The following is a 17,377-nucleotide window of genomic DNA, read 5'->3' as shown; positions in this document are numbered from 1 at the left end:
TTGTGTTACTCTGTTGTCAAGCAATCGAATTGATTTCATCGGCTAGTTGAGCAAGATTCATGTGGAGAGAAAATGATAGAGCTTAGACACCTTCGCACCTTGATGGCGTTAAAAGAAAGTGGCAGTTTAGCGGGTGCGGCTAAAAAACGATTTGTAACTCAGTCGGCGCTTTCTCATCAAATAAAAGAGTTAGAGACTCGGATTAACTCAAGCATTTTTGTGCGTAAAAGTAAGCCGTTAACCTTTACGCATGAGGGGTCACGTCTGCTGAATCTAGCAGAAGAAATCTTACCAAAAGTGATTGCAACTGAATCAGATCTTAAGCGCGGCTTAGAGGGTGAAAGCCAGCAGCTTAAACTGGGTATTGAATGTCACAGTTGTTTCCGTTGGTTAATGCCCGTTATAGAGCAATTTAAGCAACACGCTCCGGCGGCCCAAATTGATATTTCAAGTCGACATTTATTTGATTCACTCAATGCGTTGGAAACGGGTAGTTTAGACATAGTACTAACATCAGACCCAGTACCAGGCCACAGCATTGCTTATCAACATCTATTTGATTTTGAAGTTAAATTAGTTGTTTCCAGTGATAGCACTTTAGCGGCACAAGCATTTGTAACACCAGCACAACTGGCAAAACAAACCTTAATTAGCTACCCAGTACCTTTAGCACGTTTGGACATTTATAAACACTTTTTAGAGCCTGCTGGCATTGAACCTGGCGAGCAAAAACAATGCGATTTAACCTCAATGTTATTACAGCGTGTTGCCTGTAATGACGGCGTAGCAACCCTGCCTACTTGGTCTATCCGAGAAAGTCAGGGATTAAGTCTTACCGCGGTAAAATTAGGAGCTGAAGGACTAAAACGTCCATTATTTGGTGCCTATCGCCGCGATGCCACTAATGCAAATTTAATCCAAAAGTGGTTCGAGCTGGTAGCAAGTGAAGGTATAAAACTACAACGGATTGATCAATAAACCCCGTTTAGATAACACGCGTCGAAGCACAAGTCCCGGTGAATCAGGATTTTGTGTTTGGCGTAAGTTATGTGCAATTAAAAACTCTTCGCGTAAATCATCATCTAATCCTAATGATTCAAAAGCCTCTAGTGATAACTGCTGCTGTTGTTTATCAATGAGTGATTTCAATACTTTTAACGATACTGGCCGTGGTAACTCAGCGTTTAAATAAGCAAATGCAGTTAACGTAATCACCTGGCCAAACACACTAAATAGCGCTAATGTTTGCATTTCGTCTGCATCAATTTTACTACTCGTATTGGTTGCGCTTTCTTCACGTATTAATGCTATGCAATCCATCGCAATGTTTTCATTTAATTCCCAATAACCTTGAACAAGTTTTTTATAAGGCTCAGAAAGCTCATCAAGCCTTTCTTTAAGATAAAACGAAAATGCATAACGATAAATATTCACTTGGCCTAAACGGATTAAGGCATCTTTAACACTTCGGCTTTTTGTCAATACGATGCCTGCAGCATGCGCAGTATTACTGCGTAATAACAAATGGGCTGCTAAAGCAGGATCTGCAGATACCGTATCAATAACAACTCGAATATCAGCTTCATTAATAAGGGCTTTCTTTAACGGAATTAATATCCCCCGACGACCAATGACCTGTTCTTCATTGCCAATAATAGCGTGTACCTGAGTAAGAACTTGTTGCTCAAGCTTAGTCATGTTCATCGATTACCTTCTTTAAAATATACCGTTAAATTAATTTAACGGTAAATTAAAACGAAAGCCAGTAATAGTTTACTGGCTTTCGTAAGGTGAGATTGTTTACAGGGTAAAGTTAAAAACGATAACCAGCGGTCAGTCTAATTGAACGACCCGTACCAGAATAATATCCATTGCCATAAGCCGAGTAATAACCAGCACCGACATAATCTTCATCAAGTAAGTTATCAACACGTAAACTGCCGTTCCAACTGCCATGAGTATAGTTTAGTGCAAGGTTGGTTAGCACATAGCTGTCTAACTTATCATCCGTATTGCTGTTATCACCTTCCATGTAACGTTCGCCAGTGTAAACACCTTCAACAAAGGCTTGCCAATCTTCAGTAAAATCATAACTTACATAGGCTTTACCTGAATGCTTAGCCACCCAAGATAAGGCTTTACCATCGTTTTCGCCCTGAGTAAATTCAGCATCAATATAGTCGTATGAAGCACCTAGTAGCCAGTTACTAGCAAACTGCACATCATAAGCAGTGCTCACACCAAAACGGCGAGATTCATCTGCATTAACGTTAGCGCCACCACCATAGGGACCATCAGTGCGACCACCTTCGTAGACAATCTCATCTTCTAACTCAAGTTGGTAAGCATTAATTTTTAGTGTTTGAGTCGCTGTCGTGTAATCCCAACCAGCTTCATAAGAACGACCAGTTTGAGGATCTAAACCTATTGTCGTTAGCGGCGTATAAGCCTGTTCGTCGACTTTGGCAAAGCGGAAGTTATCATTTGCACGAACATAAAAGCGGTTTTTATTACTTGGGCGATAATTAAGTCCTAACTCAAATGCATGGGCGTCATTATCAATTTCAATACGGTTTGGATAAAGCAATTGATCATATAAATCGTCTGTCACTTCTGAATAACGACCACCAACAACGTAAGATAATGTTGGTGTTATCGGTACCGATGCTTGTACATAAGCACTTTTTTGTGTTTGTTTATTGTTACGTTGCATATAAGTAAAATCAAAATCTGCTTCACCTTTACTGACATCAATACCGGCAACAAAATTTAAATCACCTTGGTCTAAGTGGTAATTGGCCGTTGCTTTAGGTGAAAAACTCAATAAGTCACGCTCAATACGGCCTGCGCTACCAAATGATACACTGGTCGTTAATGTATCTGAATAGGTTAAATCTGCACCTAATGCCCAAATATTATTCAGCTGGTATTGATAACCACTGCGCAATGAGGTGGTCATTTCATGATTGAAATCGCCCGCAGAAAAAGACCCTGCTTGGCTAGGATCGGCTTCATACTGGGCTAACGATAATGCTCCTGGTGCTTGAAGATCATTATCAAAGTAATTTACTTCAACAAAAAAGTCTTCAATATCAGTTTGATACTGTAAACGCCCTAAAATAGAGTTGGTTTCATTGTCATTATTATCGCGGTAATTGTCGCTTTCGTTATAGCTGGCCGCTAAAAAGTATCGCCATGCATCGTTAATGGCACCTGAAACATCGCCTTTCACTTCATAGGTATCAAAACTGCCACCACTAACCTGTAAGCCACCACTGGTTTCTGTTGGCGCTTTAGTAATAATATTGATAACGCCGCCAACGGCTTGGTCACCATACAGTACCCCTGCACTACCCGATAAAATCTCAACCCGCTCAATTAAGTTAATTGGAATAGATTCAATGCTTGGCGCAGAAATATCAATATTATTGAGTCGGCGTCCATCGACCAAAATCAAGGTGTTATTAGCGGCTTGTGATGCAGAAAAACCACGCATAGAGAATACAGTACCCGAATTATTATCCGACACCTGAATCCCAGACTGTCCACGTAATAAATCGGTTAAATTGGTAGCGCCGCTCATTTGAATATCAGCTGCATCAATAACATTAACATTGGCTGCTATGTTTAATGGGTTAGCAACATTACGGCCAATGACCACAATGGTTTCATCCATACTGGCAGCCGAAGCCTCTGGGGATGTAGCAGTTGATTCAGCCGCAATTGCATTAACACTCGAAACACTGAAGACAGCACTTAATAGCAGTGCAATTTTTGTTGGTTTAGTACCCATTTACCTTTAACTCCTGAAAGGAAAAATGGGGCAATAACGCCGCAATATAGACCACCTATCTTGCCTGCAACTATAGAATAAACCCATAGCATAAACCGACAAGCGGTATCACATTACATTTCGAGATCTGCCCACCGAAATCATCGAAATCACCTTTATGGCCGGTCTCCGGACTAAGGTTGTGGTGTCATACCTATGATACAACACGCGCGAGCCTAGATGTTTAACGCAAGCTATTGCGCACCAGACTCTCACCAATCACCGTTGCGGGGGCAGTACCAGATTTACACTGGTTTCCCGATTATCCTGCTTAGATCTAACGATCCACGGCAAGCACCGTAAAGATTGACTATTCATTTAACGTGAGTTGAGATTCAACTCATCGTTGTTAATATAAATTTTGCTATATCGATGTCATGACAACAAAAATTTTCAGAATAATGAATATCTTGAAACTTCCAAGCTGATAATGACATCATAAAATGATAGCGCGATGATTATAACGGATCCACAGTTGAACTTGATACTAACAAAAGATTAACTCATAGATAATTCAACTTGCTGAGCCTCGTCACGACACTATGATAACCTCACGAAAACTCCGTCATGGCATGAATAAAGCACCATTGTAGCGTCATAAATTAACCATAATGCTCAACGGTCATTGGCGCTATTACTGTTAGAGATTGCCGCGTGAATAAGCTTATGGATTTACTAGACGTACCTATTATCACTGTAAATAGCATATCTCATTTTGCAGGCTGGTAATAAAAGCATAATGTATTATCAACGTTGCTCAATACCGGCTAATGATGGAGGAGTAGCAGATGCACCACTCGGGAATAACAATCGCCCGAGCAGCCAATAATTGCAGTATCTTGTACATCCAAATGAAACCTTATTTGGTCAAGACAGCGATAAGTTGATTAACAGTCATTCTAATCCAGTATGTTCTACCTTGAACATACGACAATTGACACTTATCGATAACATTTACATCAATAGGTAAAATGTTAGTTTAATTCTTCGTCATCTTCATCTTCTGCATCAAATAGCTCTTCTTCATCGACAGCAGATTCAGCAGCAATAGCAGCAGCTAAACTTTTAGCTTTAAGGTGCTTCTCGGTTTTACGTTTGTTACGATCAGCTTGCTTAGATAAAAAGCCTTGCAGTGCTTGTTCGCCCCACGCAGTTGCTTCAGCTTCTGATGCAAAACCATCTTGGCTTTTTGACACAACCGTTTTAGTCGCTGTCATACGACGAGTGATTTCAGTTTTCCAAGTATCTTCAACTTGAATTACACGTAAACCATATTTTTTGCTATCGCTCATAATCTATTCTTTCCTACTTAAGGTATCACAGGCTAAAACCCATGAAATTTCAGCCGCGCAGTGTACTCGAAATGCACAAGTTTGGGCAGCTATTTAATGGTTATTTTTGCAGCTTATTTGAAAAACTAACCCAGTGGCAAGCACAATGCTGCCACAGAGGGAAATATGAAGAATAAAATATCGCTGCTATTCGGTTATTGTTTCACTAATTGGTTAGAACCAACAATCATCATTTCGCATTTATGACAGTCAAACACCAATTTTAATTTATCTTTACCCACATCTAAAAACATTGGGTCAGCTTTAATGCCTTCCACTTCTTTAGGGCATAAGTTAAAACTGTAACGCAAACAATGTTTAGTCACCATTAATGGTGCATCATGCAAGACGGTATTTTTTTCATAGGTGTCTTCAATTTGAATCACCCCGTGTTGATGATAAAACGACTTGGCTTTTTCGTTGGCCACATTGGATAAAAAACTTAATCCTTTTTGCGGAAAACGAGCTTCTTTATCGTGTACCCAACGATCTGGTCGTTGATAACGAGCAACCCTTGCTGCCATTAGTGCACTAACAGCATCGCGACGTAGTTCATTCACCACTGAAGTAGGCAAAAACCACATTTGCTGAGTGAGTAAATTAATCTTATTCAACACAAAATCACTGTTGCCAAGTTTACTGAGTTGTTTTTTGAGTTGTTCAGCTGTCTTAGCTTGATCATTGGCCGGAGCTTTTTCACAAACAAGACTCACTGTGGAACTGATATTATGCACATCAGTCAGCGTTAAGCCCACGCCATCATCGGTATCAAAAAGCTGAATATCGACGCCAATTTTTCGCTTTGCAGAGTCTTTATTTAAGGTTGATTCAAATTTATGATCGAAGTTACGGAACATCATCACGCCAACGCTAAGATCTTTAGGTACCTCGGTTAAATACAAGGTATTTCCGTCTGCGCGGTTAATGCGAACACCGGAGAGCTTATCGTCAGACAACCGCTGTGTTTCATAATGTTCAACAAAGAAACATAAGCCATCACCATTATTAAAATGAATGTCTTTGCCACTTTCACTGGTATCTATTTTGATAAAATCTTTACCTACATGGGTAATACGGCCCACTTTTTCACCAATAAACTTAGGCGAACTAAAATGTTCAATTGCCTCAGTGCGTTCATTGACAAAATAATCTGTTTTACCGCGGTTAAAGCTTTTATCTGGATCGGGCGTGAAATTAAACTCGCAACGGCCATGAGAAATGGACTCAAGATCATCACGTTGAGCAATAATGGCATCTAATTGCAGACGATAATGTGCGGTAACATTTTTAAGGTAAGTAATGTCTTTTAAGCGTCCTTCAATTTTAAACGAGCTAATACCCGCATCAATTAAGGCTTCTAAATTATCGGTTTGGTTATTATCTTTAAGTGATAATAAATGCTGATTTTCGGCTAATACATCACCTTCGCGCGTGGTCAAATTGCACGGTAAACGACACATTTGTGAACATTCACCGCGATTAGCACTTCGATTAGAATACGCGTGGCTTAAATTGCATAAACCACTATAACTGACACATAGCGCACCATGAATGAAAAACTCTAACTTCATTTTTGTACTTGCAGCGATATCGCGAATTTGTGGAATATTCAACTCACGAGCTAACACCACTTGTGAAAAGCCGACTTGTTCTAAAAAAACGGTTTTTTCAGGGCTACGGTTATCAGTTTGGGTACTGACATGCAACGCGATAGGCGGTAAATCTAACTGTAAAATACCCATATCTTGAACAATCAAGGCATCAACACCGGCGTCATAAAGTTGCCAAATCAGCTTCAGTGCTTTATCCAGTTCGTCATCCATTAAAATGGTATTGAGCGCCACAAATACTTGGGCATGATAACGATGGGCAAATTCAGTCAAGCGGGCAATGTCTTCAACGCTATTACCAGCATTATGACGCGCACCAAAGGCAGGACCGCCAATATAAACAGCATCAGCACCATGACGAATCGCTTCAATGCCATAATCAGCGTTTTTAGCCGGCGCTAACAGTTCAAGTTGGCGCTTTACAGGCACCACTGGGGTGAACAATTCTACAGAAACCATAATGTTAATTACATTTCGCATTGATTCGGATAAAAAAGTGCGCCAACATACTGATATTGTCACATTGACATTAATATGTTGACGCACTCACATAGCGTTATACTTTAGCAAACTTTGAATAAAGTTCTAGCAAATTCGTATTAATAACCAGCTAAATAAAGACCAAGCAGAGCTTATAAAAACAGTTCTTGGATGTTTTTAAAGTCAGTTTTACCTTCTGCTATTTCTTGTGGATTGAGTCCAGACACTTCATGTGGGAATACTAACCAATCTTCAGATGCATGAATAAAATAATCTGGTTTCAGGTCGACTTTAGTATTTTTAGGTTTGTAGTAAGGGCAAGCAATACGGATATCGGTAGGCATGTTCAAACGCATAAACTTACCTAATTTAGCAATAAGCGCATCCACACTTCGTCCTGAATCAAATACATCATCAACAATCAATAAGCCATCATCAGCATTGGCATTTTCGATAATGTAGTGCAAACCGTGCACTTTAATATTTTTATCTTGTTTGTCAGTGCCGATACCGTAGTAAGACGAGGTTCTAACCGCGATATGATCTGTTTCAACCTTCTTAAAATCAAAATACTCTTGGACAGCAATACCGATAGGAGCTCCACCGCGCCAAATACCCACTATAAACTGTGGTCGAAAGCCACTGTCATAGACTTGTGCAGCGAGTCTAAATGAATCTTCCAGTAATTGTTGCGCACTAACATAGAGTTTATCTGTCATTGGTTAAGCCCTTGGTTATTTTATTGCGGCGAATTTTATACCAAATAACGTTTTCTTGCCTGTAAGAATAAGAATTAATTGATCAACCCCCCATAAAAAAATGAAAACGACTATTTAAATCACAACCTTATTCAAGGCCAATTATCGTATATATCAAACAACCCAAACCCAGTGTTGAGTTATCTGATAACCTTGATGTAAATCCGCACCGTCTACATGCAAACTCAGGCATATCATCAACTTTACGATTAGGTTTGTCCAAGTAAAACCACAAACTGAAACGCAATTTTGGCCTACCAGCAGTGATAAATCTACTTGTCATTGAAAACGACTATGGCATAGTGGGCTTTAATGATAAGTAGATTTTCTCGCCAATTCAGGATGAATACGCCACTATGCTGCTCAATAAAATCTCACACAATGCCTATGGTGCTGAACTGGAAAATACCAAAGACAGTAACGAACTCAATGTGCCTAAAGGTGACAACCCACTCATATGGCCAGTCCTGAGCTTATTACAATCAACAAACCAAAGTTGGAAAGTGCACCATTTGGCGAGTGAGCTACAAGCCAAAGGGTTAATGCATAACCTAGATCCCTTACCAGAAAAAGATTTGTTCAAACGTAACTTTTTACTGATGAATGCCTTATATGAATTACAAGATATATTAATGCCCAAGCAGTGGTTGCAAGTTCAGGCGATGGAAATCCAAATATTTAGAATAATTCCAGCCAGTGCTGATATACAACATACTCGCGATGGTGCATTACGCGATTACTATCTCGATTGGGTTAATTATGATGCCAGCGTAAACGTAGTTCGTGAAATGCTTGAGTCATTCTGGTCAAGTTATCAAGAATATATTGGCGTTAATGTACAATTAATGAATAAAGGTCATGCCTTAAAAGTGTTTGAACTTGATCAAACCGCCACCGACAGAGACATTCGCAAACAATGGCGCAAACTGGCGTTAAAATGGCATCCCGATCGAGATCAAGGTAATGCAGAGCGTTTTCGCGAAGTGTGTGAAGCATGGCAAACCCTAAGAGAGTAATCATTAATAACCATCAATTACTTAGCCGTCATATTGAACTCACTACAATGAACAACTCACTGTCACTAAATCATAATACTCCCCGGTTACCGTGGAACTCACTTCGATATATGTTTCTATTCAAGTATTAACCTCATAAAGCACGCACAGGTCACGTAATTAAGCGCTTTTTAATGGATGAATTAAGCCATAATTCAGTTTAGAAACTTACCCTAGTTAGCACACGCAGATTAAATTCAAAATTATATTTAATTAACATTGATTTGAGGTTTACATGATTAAAAAATTCGCCGTTGCACTGACGCTCATCACAGCCTCATTTAGCACACTTGCCACGCCATTTGTTGCAGGCAAGCATTACACTCAAATTTCCAATAATATGATTACCAGCACACCTAAAGTTACTGAGTTTTTCTCATTTTATTGCCATAACTGCTTCAACATGGAAACTCAATACCTTACTGAAATTAAAGCCGGATTAGATAAAGATATCAGCTTCGACACTAAGCATGTCGACTTTATGAACAGTGATTTAGGCACTGAAGTCATGCGCTCACTGGCAGTTATCCATGAAGTTGGCAAAGAAGAAAAACTTAACCACGCAATGTTTGCGGCGATTCAAGGCGATAATGGTGCAAATGGACATGATCACAATGCTGAAGGCGATCAGCATCAATCACAAATAAACAGCCGTGCTGATATTAAAAAGGTATTCAGTCAATTTGGTATTGATGCTGCAACCTATGACACATTAGCCGACAGCAGTGATACCAATAACAAACTGGCTTTGTGGCGCCAGCAACAAGACCTATATAGCGTCAGTAGCGTACCCACATTTATCGTAAATGATAAATATGCTATCAACATGAATGAAATGCATAGCTTAAATGAACTAATTGAATTAATGAATTATTTAGCTACTACAAAATAAAGACTTCAATAGGTTTATTGGGAACAATAAACCTCTGTGTTAAAAAAATGGCTATCAGTTGATAGCCATTTTTTTTAATTACAACATTGCAATAAGTGACTTTTTTACACCGTGGTAGACATATATTGAAAACGTAAGTACTAATGAGATGATGTATTATTTTAGGGTAACAACACCTTGTTGACACCGGTTGGGAAAAGGCAATATTACAAGCGGTATTGATCAACAGAACTAAGAGTACATCCGCAAATAATAAAGTAGTCCGCAAGCATAACCAGCTTGCTCAATTTATCCATAATATATGTCACCCAATATGCAAAATTAAGCCATTACTGAGTCAATTTACTCAAGTAAACCTCTATCGAGAATAATACCTTAATAGTAATTTAGTGGATAAATAGCTATTTGAAATATCGCAGAGGTAAATTAGTTAAAAAAGGTCTCTGATATGCACAATCGCCAATATAAAATGAATAACGATAAAGCCAATAAACACTTGGGCAAAGAGTATATGGTAACTACGCCACATTAAGGCATTACTTGGGTCTGCCACATACCAAATTGCGCCGCTCAAGGCCACCAGCAATAACACTATAACCCCAAGCCCTTCAATGACACTGATTAACCCATTACTACCAGAATGCGGTAATTTTCCACGCGTTAAGCCGCGGAGATCATTCAGTAATGGTTTAACATCAAGAGTAAGCCAAGGGAAAAACTGCCGCCATTGCCCTGCTGAACATATATGAAAAGTAAACAGGAGAGCTAACACCCCAGTAAACAACCCGCCATACACATGAAATACATCCCAAAAGCCAGCACGCGGACTTAATTGACGGCCGATAAAAATCCATGGGCTAGTGCAAATTAATAGCAGAGACATCAATATCACTAACTGATGCAATCTAACTTCAATACACTGCCATAACTGCTTTACCATGACATTATGCCTCTATGATCTGCTGTGCAAACTGATCAACTTTATGCCAATCAGTGTACTCAACTTGAGTATTTGGGTCGGTAGGGCCTTTAGTTAGCCACATAATAAAACGAATAATATTTCGGTCCATTGCACCATAACCTTGATAATCTAAATTACCACCAAACACTTGTAATAATTTAGGTTTCCATGTGCTTTGACTTAAAAACTGTTGCATATAAGTATTGGTTTGCGGTGTGTTTTTATGTGGTTTGCGCGCCACTAAACTCACTGAGAAAAAACCACTAGGCTTACTTTCCAGCTCAGCGCGATGTGCTTCAATAAATTGATATAACGCAGGGCGGTGTTTGCCGTGACGAATACTCGCGCCAATAAATACTTTATCAAACGGAGCCAAGTCTGGCACATCAGATAAAGATGTCACCGTGACATGCTGATCTTGTTCAGTTAATTGATTTTGTAAATATTCGCAAATTTTTTGAGTGTAACCATGGACACTTGAATGGATCAGTAATATCTGACTCATGCTGACCTCTAATGGAAATCATGTAATGTAATACAGCATCTTAGCCCAGTGAAAGCAAAATTTACATGAAACAGATCACGTCTCATGATCGGTAATTAATGCTATGTGAAGTCACACGCAAAAAAAAAGCCCTAGAAAAGAATCTAGGGCATTTTTATTTTGACAAAAAATTTATAGCGACTGTAAAAATGCGATAACTTGAACTCGCTCAGCTTGGGTTAATGCCATAAAGTCTTGCTTAGATGTTTTGGCTTCACCGTCATGCCATAAAATAGCTTCTTCCAAGGTTGCCGCACGTCCATCATGTAAAAAACCAGCTTGTGGGTTAACGGTTTGCGTAAGCCCTATTCCCCATAACGGTCGTGTGCGCCACTCATTGCCATCGGCTAAAAAGTCTGGACGACCGTCAGCTAAGCCCTCACCCATATCGTGTAATAACATGTCACTAAATGGATAAATAGTCTGGCCTTTTAAACTGTTGCTCATCGGAATTCCGCCAATATCACCCGACGTTTTGGTCACAAATGATGGGGTATGACAACCACTACAATTGAGCTGCTCAAATAATCGAGCGCCTTCACGAACATCGCTATCGTCTACATTACGTCTACCGGGTACAGCTAACGTTTCAGCATAAAAGACCACAGAGTCACTGAATTCTGCGCTAGCCTCTGGCGCACCATCAACATCTTCACCAGTATCGACAAATCCTGTGCGGGTTAAATATGAATCATGTAAACTCGTGCCGACAATGCTTTCATCGGGAAATAACGGGGTAGTAATACCAATATCGCCACGCAAAGCGCCTAACGATTGTACTCGGACACTTGGCGTGTTGGCTTTCCAACCAAAGCGACCTAAAGAAATAGGTGTACTATCGCCATTTTGTGCTTTTACGGCATCAAATACCCAGTTAGCTCGACCAGAAATCTCATCGCTATTACTGTCATCGGCATCAACGTTGGCCAAAATGCTTGCTTCAGGTATGGCTTCTAATAAACCTAAACCGAACACAGGCATGCCATTACGCCAACCCATCAACACATCATCTTGAAGTAAATTAGACGTCACATTCGCACTTTGCTTGGTTTCACCTGGCGCGTCATAAGGATTCTCCACTTCAAAAATAGGCTTTTTCAGGCTAACCGTTTCACCGTCCGAATAGACTTCATCATGACGTTCATAAGACAAATACACGTCCGCTTGACCAACAAACGAATTGTCTTGCCAATCTGCACGTGCTTTTAATACCCCGCGATGAAACAGTTGATCACCAAAATCAGGCACTTTAATTGGCGCACAATAATTATTATCTGCCGTACCTTCGGTACAAGGTTCTGCTGAAGCTTTGCTAATGCGCAAGAAAATACCATCAGCAGAGCCTAATTTAATGCGCGTTTCAGTTGCCGCGACAAATGGTGTTGAATTTCGGCCATCTCGTTGATGACAAGAATTACAGTCTGCGTTATTGAATACTGGGCCTAAACCATCCAATTCAGGATGTTGATCATTCGGTGCGGTAGTAAATGATACTTCAAAATTGGCATCACCTTCTAAATGTAACTCGAGTTCATCGTCAGTTAAATTGACTGATGGCGTCGAAAAACCATGGCCAGAACTATTGGCATCAAGCGTAGTGGTATCACCGCCTAAAGCAATAACAGAGGTGTAGCTAGGATAAGTTGTAACGGGTTCAACTGGCTTCGATGTGACTTCATCACCGCTGCCACCACAAGCACTTAAGCTCAGACCGAGTAATGCCACAAACCAGTATGGCTGTCGTAATAATTTATTCATCGTTTTCTCACACATTTTTAATAGAAATCAGGTTATTTAGCGGTAATGCACCCTGGTTATTATTATATTGTTATAGGGTTGCATTTCCCCTCCCAAAAAGGTCGATCCATGATCTTATGGGAGAGGCAATAACTAAATTAAGAGTTCCAATCTGATAATAATGGCAGCACGTCTGACTCCAGTGAAGTTTGCAATGTTGTAAGTGCATCTATTGCACTTTGCACTAGAACACGGCCATCTTCGTCTAAAATTGCTTGGCGGAAAGGCATATCAGTGCTGCCTGAAATGGCTTGAATTTTTAAAATAGCATCATCAATTTCACTGGTAATACGAGTTGATAACGTCGCATCAGCAGCGGCAACAAAGTCTACTAAACCAGTATTATCTGACGCACCAGTAAACTCACCTTGATATACATTGCGAACACCAATGATGTTATTAGCAAAGTCAGTGAGTGAGTTCCATGAATACTGTGACTCCACCTTTGAGGTATCAGCAGTACTGATTGATTCACCAAATGGATCTGCAATTTTACCGTTACCCACTTCATCGACAATACCAATCATGCCGTTGATTAATTCTTCAATAACCGCCAATTGTGATGAGTAAATAGTGTTAGTGGCATCACCAGGGGTTTTAAGTAAATCGGCATAAGGTATAGCAGTGGCACCTTCAGCGTTATAGCTCACTTGCCACGCATCATCTAACAGTGTTGTGTAATCTCTGAACACTTCAGCTAATGCAATTAAATATTCACGCTCACTGGTAGTAAGGTCAGCAATCAACTTGGTATTGCTGTCAACGCCATTGCCAAATAACAAATATTCCATGGTGTGAAAACCTTGAACATCATCGTTCCAAGCTTTAATCGTTTCGGCATCAAAACCGCTGTTATTATCTAACTGAGTCTGTAAATCGGTAGTGTTTAATGGCCAGCTGTCTAAATGCGGATCAATACTTAATGAATCTACTGGGCCAAAAATATGCGACTCACCTTGTTCCCAAGGTTCACGGGCTGATTTCCACGCATTCTGTGCTGTGACTAAATCGGCTTGAGTAGCAGAAGCACTTAGCAATGCTTGTGTTGCCAATAATAATGCATCACCTTTAGCTGCTAAATTTGCATAGCCAGCCACAATGACATCATCGGTTAAATTGGTGATCATTTCAGTAGCGACAAAACTAAAGCCCGTTGTTGGTACATCTGGGATCTCGGTGCTTGTATCGTCAGAACCTGAACCGCCACATGCTGATAGTGCAGTGATTAAAGCCAGTGTAATTGCAGTGTGTTTAACGCGCATAATAAAACTCCATGTAAAAAATGAATCAAAATAATTAAACTTATAGTGAGAATTGATATCCCACACCCAAAGCAAAAAAGTTAGTGTCAGGAATGCTGGCAACCGCTACCTGGTGAAGACCGCCTTCGGCTTTAATCACAATCTCAGGTATAGGGGAATAGTTAATGCCCACACTGCTCCAAGTGTTTTCATAACGCTGGGTTGCTGTGCCAGTTTCAACAGCCATTAATGGATTTGAATAATCAACATTGGCAAACACAGTCATAGGAAGGTCAAACCATTCATCGAGTTTTACACCCGCTTCAACAAAGAATGATTGTGACTCTGAACCCAGTTGTGCAAAGTTACCCGGTTGTAAACCTGGAGTGGTTTTGTTAGCTAGGGTGATAGCATCGGCATTGTCTAACGTGCCATATAAATATTGACCGCGAAGTATCCAAGGTCCTTCAACAAACGCACCTGCGACAGACACAATGCTTAATGCACCATCAACGTCTAACTTGTTACTTTTATGACGATTACCACTGGTATTACCGAAGTAATAAGCCACACCAACAGCACTGCCAGTTTTAAAGTTGCCGTAATCAAGACGACCTGCAAACGCTAGGTCATCTGTATTGACTTCCTCAAAGCGTTTTTGATGGCCAGATGCCACCCAATCATAGGTGCGAAAATACTCAGAATTTAAACCACTAACGACTTGAGCTTGATAATGAAAGTCTGAAATTTCGCCGTAAACACCAATACCGTTTTCGTTCCAAACGGTAGGCATCATTGCAGCCTCACTCTTATGGCGCTGCACGGTCAAATATTGACTAGGTTTATGTAAAATACTTGATAAACCAATTGGCAAATGAATATTACCGAACTTCACCCCAAACGCTTTGCTAGGGCGGTAGCGAATTTCCGCTTTTTCAACGACCACTTCACCACCGGCTTCAACTTCAGATTCGAACTCACCAAATTCATCAAAACCGTCATATTCTAATGCGGAGCCAGTGCCGCCATGTTCATATTCAATTTCAACTTCCATGCTCCAATCATCAGTAAACTGATAACCAAACTCGGTCACTATCCGCTCTAAATCAGTACGATTACGTCGCTCTGCAGAAGTATCTTGGACGTTATCGAAATATTCATCACTGGTGTAAACCGCGCTGCCATATGAGTTAAAACTGAAACGGCTAAATCGATCTTGTGCTTCAGCAGTTTGCTGTACCACGGTGTCAACTTGAGTCGCCACCTGCTTGCTTTGTTGCTGTTGTTGCTTTTGCTTTTGCTCAGAAGCCAATGTAGCAAGCTGTTGTTTTAGTAGTGCAATTTCAGCTTCTTGTTTAGCAATGGCTTTAGCTAATGTTTCGGTATTTGTTGCGGCGTGTGCATTCGACATAGCACTTAAGCCCAATACACTTGCGACAGATACTGCCAACAAAGTTAACTTGTTATTCATCATTTTCTCCGACATATCAGGTTAATGCTCCCTCAAAACGGGACAAGCATATAACAAGTGATAATCATTCGCATTATAATTTACACTATTATTGGTGATTTTATTTACAATAAATTACATTCACCTAACAAATGGTTTTATGTCACTATGGTTTGATAAGCTTAAAATAAGAGTTTCAACCATGTCAGACACTTCCCTTACAAGTGGTAATTCCATTGCTCGCCAACAAACAAATCCACAACAGTTACTGCTGTGGATGACCTTTGTGATGTCAATGGTATTTGCTGTTTGGCAAGCATTATTAAATAACTTTGTCATTGAACGCGCTGCGTTTACCGGAGCCGAAATAGGCTTATTACAAAGCCTTAGAGAAATCCCTGGATTTTTAGCCTTTACCGCAGTGTTTGTGTTGTTGATGATCAAAGAGCAAACCTTTGCATTATTATCGTTGGCGTTATTGTGTATTGGGGTGGGCATTACTGGTTGGTTTCCCGATGTCATTGGCTTGTATTTAACAACGGTTCTGATGTCGATAGGTTTTCATTATTTTGAAACTATAAATCAATCACTTACATTGCAATGGGTTGATAAAGCTGATGCCCCTGGCTTTTTGGGTAAAGCATTGGCTTGGCGTTCGGCTGCAGCGCTATTGGGCTATGGATCGATTTGGCTAATAATGAGCTGGCTTAACCTCGATTACATTTGGATGTACAGCATTATTGGGGGATGTGGATTATTGATGGTATTTGTGATGACGGTATATTTCCCTCGCTTTACCATTGGTTCTATTCAACACAAGCATTTAATAATGAGAAAACGCTACTGGCTGTATTATTTACTGACCTTTTTCTCTGGAGCGCGCCGGCAAATTTTTATGGTTTTCGCAGGCTTTATGATGGTTGAAAAGTTTGGTTATTCGGTGTCTGAAATTACCGGATTATTTCTAATTAATTATGTCGTTAACTTGATCTTTGCACCAAAAATTGGCCGCTTTATTGGTCGAATAGGTGAACGCAATGCCTTGATTATTGAATACAGCGGCTTAGTGATTATTTTCAGTTGTTACGCCTATGTCACCAACGCCAATATTGCTGCAGGATTGTATGTCATTGATCATCTTCTTTTTGCAATGGCGATTGCGACCAAGACCTATTTTCAAAAAATTGCAGATAAACAAGATATTGCTTCAACCATGTCGGTCAGCTTTACAATTAATCATATAGCAGCGGTTATTATTCCGGCGTTATTAGGTGTTTTGTGGTTAAGCTCGCCTAAGTCGGTATTTTTTATTGGTACTGGATTTGCCGTATGCTCACTGGCGCTAGCATTCAATGTGCCGCGTCATCCGCGACCAGATAAAGAAACACTATGGTCACCATCAAGAACAAAACACTAAACGATTAAA

General features: G+C 40.1%; 15 protein-coding genes and 1 riboswitch. Of the genes, 5 read left to right on the top strand and 10 right to left on the bottom strand.

Features of this window, described 5'->3' with window-relative positions:
• Positions 1-72: 72 nt before the first annotated feature.
• Positions 73-978 (top strand): LysR family transcriptional regulator, encoded by a 906-nt coding sequence (locus tag FCN25_RS14465; RefSeq protein ID WP_137225946.1) that lies wholly within the window; start codon positions 73-75, stop codon positions 976-978.
• Here FCN25_RS14465 and FCN25_RS14460 read toward each other — a convergent pair.
• The 3 genes from FCN25_RS14460 to FCN25_RS14450 form a co-directional block, all read right to left on the bottom strand.
• Entirely contained in the window at positions 958-1,698 is a 741-nt protein-coding gene (locus FCN25_RS14460) for an HDOD domain-containing protein (protein ID WP_137227419.1), read from the bottom strand. The two genes, FCN25_RS14465 and FCN25_RS14460, sit on opposite strands and share 21 nt — an antisense overlap.
• Positions 1,699-1,813: 115 nt before the next feature.
• Positions 1,814-3,793 (bottom strand): TonB-dependent receptor, encoded by a 1,980-nt coding sequence (locus tag FCN25_RS14455; RefSeq protein WP_137225944.1) that lies wholly within the window; start codon positions 3,791-3,793, stop codon positions 1,814-1,816.
• A gap of 141 nt (positions 3,794-3,934) precedes the next feature.
• A riboswitch (cobalamin riboswitch) is annotated at positions 3,935-4,149 on the bottom strand.
• Positions 4,150-4,806: 657 nt separating this feature from the next.
• The gene (locus FCN25_RS14450) at positions 4,807-5,124 is read right to left on the bottom strand and encodes a DUF3622 domain-containing protein (RefSeq protein WP_137225942.1); all 318 of its coding nucleotides are present in this window, start codon (positions 5,122-5,124) and stop codon (positions 4,807-4,809) included.
• A gap of 41 nt (positions 5,125-5,165) precedes the next feature.
• On the opposite strand from FCN25_RS14450, the gene FCN25_RS21280 reads away from it, so the two are divergent.
• Positions 5,166-5,300 (top strand): hypothetical protein, encoded by a 135-nt coding sequence (locus FCN25_RS21280; RefSeq protein WP_276611783.1) that lies wholly within the window; start codon positions 5,166-5,168, stop codon positions 5,298-5,300.
• An 18-nt stretch (positions 5,301-5,318) separates the two neighbouring features.
• Here the strand turns inward: FCN25_RS21280 and FCN25_RS14445 are convergent, their stop codons facing one another.
• Both FCN25_RS14445 and FCN25_RS14440 read right to left on the bottom strand, forming a co-directional pair.
• Positions 5,319-7,232: a U32 family peptidase gene (locus FCN25_RS14445; RefSeq protein WP_137225940.1), complete on the bottom strand. Its 1,914-nt coding sequence runs from the start codon at positions 7,230-7,232 to the stop codon at positions 5,319-5,321.
• Between the two features lie 173 nt (positions 7,233-7,405).
• Positions 7,406-7,972: a phosphoribosyltransferase gene (locus FCN25_RS14440; RefSeq protein WP_137225938.1), complete on the bottom strand. Its 567-nt coding sequence runs from the start codon at positions 7,970-7,972 to the stop codon at positions 7,406-7,408.
• A 395-nt stretch (positions 7,973-8,367) separates the two neighbouring features.
• On the opposite strand from FCN25_RS14440, the gene FCN25_RS14435 reads away from it, so the two are divergent.
• On the top strand, positions 8,368-9,027 hold the full coding sequence (locus tag FCN25_RS14435; protein WP_137225936.1) for a DNA-J related domain-containing protein: 660 nt from the start codon (positions 8,368-8,370) through the stop codon (positions 9,025-9,027).
• 274 nt (positions 9,028-9,301) lie between these two features.
• A complete protein-coding gene (locus FCN25_RS14430; RefSeq protein WP_137225934.1) occupies positions 9,302-9,958 on the top strand; it encodes a thiol:disulfide interchange protein DsbA/DsbL in 657 nt (218 codons plus the stop codon).
• Between the two features lie 430 nt (positions 9,959-10,388).
• On the opposite strand, the gene FCN25_RS14425 is transcribed toward FCN25_RS14430, so the two are convergent.
• The 5 genes from FCN25_RS14425 to FCN25_RS14405 form a co-directional block, all read right to left on the bottom strand.
• Positions 10,389-10,898: a cytochrome b/b6 domain-containing protein gene (locus tag FCN25_RS14425; protein ID WP_137225932.1), complete on the bottom strand. Its 510-nt coding sequence runs from the start codon at positions 10,896-10,898 to the stop codon at positions 10,389-10,391.
• A gap of 4 nt (positions 10,899-10,902) precedes the next feature.
• Complete coding sequence (gene hemG / locus FCN25_RS14420) at positions 10,903-11,424, bottom strand: menaquinone-dependent protoporphyrinogen IX dehydrogenase (protein WP_137225930.1); 522 nt, start codon at positions 11,422-11,424, stop codon at positions 10,903-10,905.
• 171 nt (positions 11,425-11,595) lie between these two features.
• The gene (locus FCN25_RS14415) at positions 11,596-13,221 is read right to left on the bottom strand and encodes a di-heme oxidoredictase family protein (protein WP_137225928.1); all 1,626 of its coding nucleotides are present in this window, start codon (positions 13,219-13,221) and stop codon (positions 11,596-11,598) included.
• Positions 13,222-13,358: 137 nt separating this feature from the next.
• The gene (locus tag FCN25_RS14410) at positions 13,359-14,522 is read right to left on the bottom strand and encodes an imelysin family protein (protein WP_137225926.1); all 1,164 of its coding nucleotides are present in this window, start codon (positions 14,520-14,522) and stop codon (positions 13,359-13,361) included.
• 40 nt (positions 14,523-14,562) lie between these two features.
• A complete protein-coding gene (locus FCN25_RS14405) occupies positions 14,563-15,972 on the bottom strand; it encodes a hypothetical protein (RefSeq protein WP_137227418.1) in 1,410 nt (469 codons plus the stop codon).
• Positions 15,973-16,153: 181 nt separating this feature from the next.
• On the opposite strand from FCN25_RS14405, the gene FCN25_RS14400 reads away from it, so the two are divergent.
• Complete coding sequence (locus FCN25_RS14400; protein ID WP_137225923.1) at positions 16,154-17,368, top strand: MFS transporter; 1,215 nt, start codon at positions 16,154-16,156, stop codon at positions 17,366-17,368.
• The last annotated feature ends 9 nt before the right edge of the window (positions 17,369-17,377 follow it).

It is taken from the genome of Shewanella sp. MEBiC00475, from assembly GCF_005234075.1.
Lineage (GTDB): Bacteria > Pseudomonadota > Gammaproteobacteria > Enterobacterales > Shewanellaceae > Shewanella > Shewanella polaris.
The sequence above is the reverse complement of the archived record's forward strand: the minus strand, read 5'-3'. Positions and strand labels throughout refer to the sequence as shown.

What these genes read in the sequence shown, in the direction of transcription:
- FCN25_RS14465 (WP_137225946.1), top strand. Translation starts at nt 73, where the DNA reads ATGATAGAGCTTAGACACCTTCGCACCTTGATGGCGTTAAAAGAAAGT.
- FCN25_RS14460 (WP_137227419.1), bottom strand. Translation starts at nt 1,698, where the DNA reads ATGACTAAGCTTGAGCAACAAGTTCTTACTCAGGTACACGCTATTATT.
- FCN25_RS14455 (WP_137225944.1), bottom strand. Translation starts at nt 3,793, where the DNA reads ATGGGTACTAAACCAACAAAAATTGCACTGCTATTAAGTGCTGTCTTC.
- FCN25_RS14450 (WP_137225942.1), bottom strand. Translation starts at nt 5,124, where the DNA reads ATGAGCGATAGCAAAAAATATGGTTTACGTGTAATTCAAGTTGAAGAT.
- FCN25_RS21280 (WP_276611783.1), top strand. Translation starts at nt 5,166, where the DNA reads ATGAAATTTCAGCCGCGCAGTGTACTCGAAATGCACAAGTTTGGGCAG.
- FCN25_RS14445 (WP_137225940.1), bottom strand. Translation starts at nt 7,232, where the DNA reads ATGGTTTCTGTAGAATTGTTCACCCCAGTGGTGCCTGTAAAGCGCCAA.
- FCN25_RS14440 (WP_137225938.1), bottom strand. Translation starts at nt 7,972, where the DNA reads ATGACAGATAAACTCTATGTTAGTGCGCAACAATTACTGGAAGATTCA.
- FCN25_RS14435 (WP_137225936.1), top strand. Translation starts at nt 8,368, where the DNA reads ATGCTGCTCAATAAAATCTCACACAATGCCTATGGTGCTGAACTGGAA.
- FCN25_RS14430 (WP_137225934.1), top strand. Translation starts at nt 9,302, where the DNA reads ATGATTAAAAAATTCGCCGTTGCACTGACGCTCATCACAGCCTCATTT.
- FCN25_RS14425 (WP_137225932.1), bottom strand. Translation starts at nt 10,898, where the DNA reads ATGGTAAAGCAGTTATGGCAGTGTATTGAAGTTAGATTGCATCAGTTA.
- hemG (WP_137225930.1), bottom strand. Translation starts at nt 11,424, where the DNA reads ATGAGTCAGATATTACTGATCCATTCAAGTGTCCATGGTTACACTCAA.
- FCN25_RS14415 (WP_137225928.1), bottom strand. Translation starts at nt 13,221, where the DNA reads ATGAATAAATTATTACGACAGCCATACTGGTTTGTGGCATTACTCGGT.
- FCN25_RS14410 (WP_137225926.1), bottom strand. Translation starts at nt 14,522, where the DNA reads ATGCGCGTTAAACACACTGCAATTACACTGGCTTTAATCACTGCACTA.
- FCN25_RS14405 (WP_137227418.1), bottom strand. Translation starts at nt 15,972, where the DNA reads ATGAATAACAAGTTAACTTTGTTGGCAGTATCTGTCGCAAGTGTATTG.
- FCN25_RS14400 (WP_137225923.1), top strand. Translation starts at nt 16,154, where the DNA reads ATGTCAGACACTTCCCTTACAAGTGGTAATTCCATTGCTCGCCAACAA.